Here is a 5,524-nt window from a genome sequence, read left to right as displayed (position 1 = left end):
TTAATAGTTAGCGTATTCTTGGCTTTTTCTTGTAAAAAGTTTGATGAATACAACGTAAACCCGAATGCACCAGAAGATGTGCACCCGCAGTTTTTACTTTCAAATGTTATTGCAGAAAGTGCCGACAACCAAGCGTATTGGGGATGGCACGCCGGGGCGCTTTTGGCGCAACATTCAGCAAATTTGGAATTTTTACCTGTGGATAGGTATGACCTGGGTAACAATGAAGGTTTGTGGAATGAAACCTACCGTTTGCTTAATGATTTGAAATCGGTAAGGGAAGCAGAAGAAAGTAATGAAGCGTATAGAGCTGTTGCTGATATTTTACAAGCGCATCAAGCTTCTTTGCTAACAGATTTGTGGACCAATGTACCTTATTTCGAAGCTTTAGAAGGGGAACGTGAAGGAAATTTCACCCCTGCCTTTGACCGTCAAGAAGACATCTATTTAAAAGAAGGTGGAATTTTAGATTTACTCAGGACTGCAGTAGATATATTGGAGACTACAAACCATAGTATAGAGGGAGATATACTGTACAACGGCGATTTGAACAAATGGATCAAGTTTGCCAACGCATTGCGCGTGCGTTATTTGCTAAGGATTTCTAATCAATATGATGGAAGTGTAGAGCTGCAAGAAATTGTCACTGAAGGTAATTTCTTCCAAGGGAATGAAGACAATGCGGTATTACCATACTTAACTTCATCACCGAATCAATGGGTGATTTTTACAGAACGTGAAGGTAGGTATGTAGATGTACGTATGAGTAAAAATGCCGAAAATATCATGGGTGGATTATCTGATGATAGAGTAGGGCGTTTTTATAAGCCTACAAATTTGAGTCAGCAAAATGGTACCTCAGAATTCAAAGGAATTCCTAACGGTTTAAGCAGAGCCAATCAAAATAATTACGATTTGAATGATATCTCTTTGATGGGAAGTTTTCTTCGTGATATTCCAGACGGAATGAAAGCGGTGTATATGAATTATGCAGAATTACAGTTCTGTTTAGCTGAGGCAGCTCAAAAAGGGTGGATTTCAGGAAGTCCTCAAGCGTATTACGAGGAAGGTATTCAAGCATCTTTTGATTATTTCGAAGTAGCTCTTCCTAATAATTACTTACTTTCAGCAGATGTGGTATTGAATGGAGTGGACAACCTAGAACGAATTATGACCCAAAAGTGGATCAATTCTTTTATGAATGGTTATGAAGCATGGTTTGATATCCGTAGAACAGGTTATCCTTCTTTAACAATTCCAGCAGATAATTTAAACGGAGATGTGTATCCTGTGCGTTATGCATATCCCTCTACGGAACAAGCAGTAAACGGTAGCAATTATTCTGATGCCGTTAGCGAAATTGGTGGAGATAATTACAACAGTAAAGGTTGGTGGGAACAATAGTAAATAACATAGAAGTGTGGCAATGGGGATTAGTAATAGCCTCTAGTGTCGCACTTTTTTTTCTTTCTCCATGGTCCAAAACGAGTGCGCAATTTTTTGCGGCTCAAAACCTCAATAAGCAACCCAATTGGTTCATGCTTACTGGGAGTTTGGTCATCTCTTGGGTATTTGCAAAATCAATAGCAAATGCGAGCGATTTAGGGAACAAATTTGGAGCCGTTGGTGGATTGGCCTATGCGGCCTATTACCTTTCATTTATTGTAGCAGGAATAATTATTTACTACATGCGTGTGAAGGGTAACCTCAAGAGTATTCATGTGTTTTTAAATGAACGTTATGGAAGAGGTGCACTGCAACTTTTCTCTTTGATTATAGCTTTTCGATTGTTTAATGAAATTTGGTCTAACACCATGGTCATAGGCAGTTATTTTGGTGAAAGAGGAACAACCGCTTACTATTCATCAATCCTTGTTTTTACGGCTTTAACATTGGCCTATACCCTCAAGGGTGGATTAAGAAGTTCCATTTTTTCAGACCTAATACAAATGGGTTTGTTCGCTGTTTTATTAACGGTAATCCTCAGTTTTTTAATGAAAGAGGAAAGCTTTCAATTTTCAGAAATAGCAACAAGTGGTTCCTTTTCTTATGACGGCGGAATAAATCTGTTGTTTGCAGCGCTGCTCCAATCTTTAAGTTACCCCTTTCACGATCCGGTGATGACCGATAGGGCTTTCATTACCCAACCCAAAGTTATGCTGTGGAGTTTTATTGCTGCAGGTATACTGGGAGGAATATGTATATTCTTATTTAGTTTTCTTGGGATTTTTGGGAAAATGCAAGGGATGGAACCGGGAAGTTTAGCAGATTATGGTAAAATCTTTGGTCCCGTGCTTTTGCTGCTCATCAATTTTATTATGATCGTATCCGCAGCTTCAACCTTAGATTCTTCATTTGCATCTTTTAGTAAATTAATTGCTATAGATTTAGGAGTAGGAACTTCTGTGAAGGTGGGTAGAGTAACTATGGTCATCGTGGCTGTATTGGGCAGTATCCCTATTTTTTTTAATCCTACCGTCTTGTCTGCAACCACTGTAAGTGGAACGATGGTAATCGGTCTAACACCCATTTTCCTGTTTTGGTGGTTGAAAGCCCCTTCCTTAAGCTTTTATACGAGTGTACTGGGAGGAATATCAATTGGAATATTACACGCGATGGATTTATTTCCTAATGTTCTAATTTTTACAGAAGGTCCTTATGCTTCATTACTGTGGGCAAATATTTTTGGAGTCCTCTTTTGTGTGTTTTTATATTTCTTACCTTTTGGCTTAAAACTGAAAAAGTGAAATCGAATTGGGTGAAGAACTATGAACATTTGTTGGACCTAACGTGTAAGTATGGTATTGCAACAAAGGTGAAATTTGAGGATTTGACAGCATATAGTTCTGCTCATTCTGCCTGGCCCAATTTAGGGGTGAATGTGTTTCGGTTCTCAGAGCTTACAAAAAGGAATATTGAAGACATAGGAAAACCAATCACACTGTTATTACCTCGCTTTGTGAGTGATAAAACACTTGTTGAAGATTTAAAAAGAACCTATAAAAGGCACGGTGTTTGGTATCAAATGGAGGCGGAAAGTACAGACTTTTCCTTACCTCAAAACGCAGATTTTTCTCGATTGAAAACGGTTGAGAACGAACATGATTTTAAACGATGGATGGATTTGGTAGAAAATACCTTGTTGGCGGAAAGGAATTTGAACCATAACGCCTTTGGGAAGATGTTACAAGACCAAGAAATTATTTTAGTTCTAGGTCATCATCAAAACCAAGCGGTAAGCGCGGCCATGTTTCATCCTTATGAAAATACCTTAGGACTCTATTTTGTGGTAACCTTACCGGAGTATAGAAATTTAGGTTTGGGCTCCTTAATTACGCAATATGCGTTTTACTTGAGTAAGAAGATGGATTTGGATACACTGGTTTTACAAGCTACTCCTCAAGGGAAAAAAGTTTACGATCATTTTGGTTTCACTGTTCTGGATGAGGTAGATGTTTTTTACACTTTAAACGATTAAATTATGAAAAAATTATTACTTGGTTTAGGGCTTTTGAGCTCATTGTTTGTGAATGCTCAAAGCGAAAATTACAAAGGGATTTCTTATGGGTTTCAAATGGAGTATGTTGATTTTCAAAGAGGTCAGTTTAACACCTATTTAAACAGTAAGTCTTTAGAAAAAGGCAGTTTGCCAGAAGTCCTTTTTGGTTTTAATTTGAATGGGAAATATGGACAACATGTTTATGGCATTGACTATTCAATAAATTCTAAAGAAGAAGAACAAACTAATTACAGAGTGAAGAATACCCTTTCTACTGTTGCTTTCTCCTATGGTTATAGCTTAATCAAAAAAGATACTTGGGACCTTTATCCTTACATCGGTTATCGTTTACTGAATTATAATTACACTTATGAGGGATTCGATCAGGCCGCTACAGATTTTGAAAGTTATTTAACGCAGAATAAAGCCTACGTAAGTTTAGACAACAGAATGCACGGAGCGGATTTAGGAATTGGTTTCCAGTTTAATTCATCTTTTACCTATAGTCTTAAAATTGGAACACAATTACCCTATGTTTCTAGAAGGTGGGTAGAACTTACTACCGAAGATAAACTCAAAGGTGGTCCACATGTGAAATCTTTGTTTTACATCAAAGCCTCTGTGGGGTTTGGAGAGTATAAAAGTAAGTCTAAACGTTCTACACCAAAAGAATAAATAGCGAAATAATGGAGAACGAAATCCTTGTATTTGGAGGACCTTACAGTAACCTTCAGGCTACACAAAAAATGAAAGATATTGCACGAGAATTGGGGTTTGAACCCTCTCGTGTAATTTGTACAGGAGATGTTGTTGGTTATTGTGGAAATCCCCAAGAGACCATAGATCTGATAAAAGATTGGGGCATTCACTGGATAGCAGGAAATGTGGAACAACAACTTTCTGCTGGTGCAGAAGATTGTGGTTGTAATTTCGAAGAAGGATCAAGGTGTTCAAACTTTTCTCAAACTTGGTTTCCTTACGCTCAAATTCATGTCAATGAAAAAGCCAAGGATGAAATGAAGTTATTGCCGGAAACCATAACCCTAGAAATCGACGGTTGCAAAGTGGGAGTGATTCATGGTGGTTTAAGAGATATTTCTCAATTCATTTTTAAATCTACGCCCGCCGCAGATAAAGAAGAAATAATGAGAGAATTGCAAGTGGATGTAGTATTGGCTGGACATAGTGGAATCCCTTTTTATCAAAGTTTAGAAACGGGACTTTGGGTAAATGCCGGTGTAATAGGAATGCCAGCAAATGATGGACGTTCTCATGTGTGGTATGCCCTTGTAGATTTAAAAACAAAAAGGGTAAAACACCGTTCCTTCGAATATAATTGGAAGAAAGCTCAGGAAAAAATGCAAGTAGAGGGTTTGCCAGAAGCCTATGCAAAAACCTTGGAAACAGGACTTTGGGATAACATGGAAATCCTTCCAAAGGAGGAGCGGCTAGAGCAAGGAAAACCATTGAAATTTTAAGCGTAACAAGAGTTACGCTTTTTTTTGCTTATAATTGAGACTTTTGACGATTTGAATACTATGAGCAAGAAGGATAAAGTTGAACTAGGGTTGAAGGAGAATTGGAAGCAATTTACGATTTTGGTAATTGTAAATGCTTTTGTTGGAGGTATGGTAGGATTAGAGCGTACGATATTTCCAGATTTTGCGCACGAGGTTTTTGGAAAGGAATCCTACACGGCAATTTTATCTTTTATCACTGCCTTTGGAATTACCAAGGCGATGACCAATTATTTTACAGGGAAATTGGCCAATAAATTTGGACGTAAAAACCTATTGATAGCGGGGTGGATGATAGCCATACCTGTTCCCTTAATTTTAATGTATGCACCGAGTTGGAATTGGGTGATTTTTGCCAACGTTCTCTTAGGGATAAATCAGGGCCTTACTTGGAGTAGTACAATAGTAATGAAGATAGATTTGGTAGGAGAGAAGGATAGAGGTTTCGCAATGGGACTGAATGAATTCTCGGGGTATTTTTCTGTGGGTATGGTTGCTTTATTGGCGG

6 protein-coding genes are annotated in these 5,524 nt (G+C 38.0%); all 6 read left to right on the top strand.

Annotation, left to right across the window (positions count from 1 at the left end; genetic code table 11):
• The coding region (locus R3333_RS12100) for a SusD/RagB family nutrient-binding outer membrane lipoprotein (RefSeq protein ID WP_318959037.1) at window positions 1-1,404 on the top strand (1,404 nt) is incomplete at its 5' end.
• Window positions 1,392-2,747 (top strand): sodium:solute symporter family transporter, encoded by a 1,356-nt coding sequence (locus R3333_RS12095; protein WP_318959036.1) that lies wholly within the window; start codon window positions 1,392-1,394, stop codon window positions 2,745-2,747. The genes R3333_RS12100 and R3333_RS12095, both read left to right, overlap by 13 nt.
• Window positions 2,744-3,478, top strand: coding sequence for a GNAT family N-acetyltransferase (locus R3333_RS12090; protein ID WP_318959035.1), 735 nt, complete (start codon window positions 2,744-2,746; stop codon window positions 3,476-3,478). The genes R3333_RS12095 and R3333_RS12090 overlap by 4 nt, the downstream gene beginning before the upstream one ends.
• Before the next feature lie 3 nt (window positions 3,479-3,481).
• A complete protein-coding gene (locus R3333_RS12085) occupies window positions 3,482-4,174 on the top strand; it encodes a hypothetical protein (protein WP_318959034.1) in 693 nt (230 codons plus the stop codon).
• 11 nt (window positions 4,175-4,185) lie between these two features.
• A complete protein-coding gene (locus R3333_RS12080; RefSeq protein ID WP_318959033.1) occupies window positions 4,186-4,977 on the top strand; it encodes a metallophosphoesterase family protein in 792 nt (263 codons plus the stop codon).
• 60 nt (window positions 4,978-5,037) lie between these two features.
• Window positions 5,038-5,524: MFS transporter (locus R3333_RS12075; protein ID WP_318959032.1), on the top strand; the 487-nt coding region annotated here is incomplete at its 3' end.

It is taken from the genome of Lishizhenia sp. (assembly GCF_033720595.1).
In the GTDB taxonomy this organism is placed as follows: Bacteria; Bacteroidota; Bacteroidia; order Flavobacteriales_D; family Crocinitomicaceae; genus Lishizhenia.
The sequence above is the reverse complement of the archived record's forward strand: the minus strand, read 5'-3'. Positions and strand labels throughout refer to the sequence as shown.

What these genes read in the sequence shown, in the direction of transcription:
- R3333_RS12085 (WP_318959034.1), top strand. Translation starts at nt 3,482, where the DNA reads ATGAAAAAATTATTACTTGGTTTAGGGCTTTTGAGCTCATTGTTTGTG.
- R3333_RS12080 (WP_318959033.1), top strand. Translation starts at nt 4,186, where the DNA reads ATGGAGAACGAAATCCTTGTATTTGGAGGACCTTACAGTAACCTTCAG.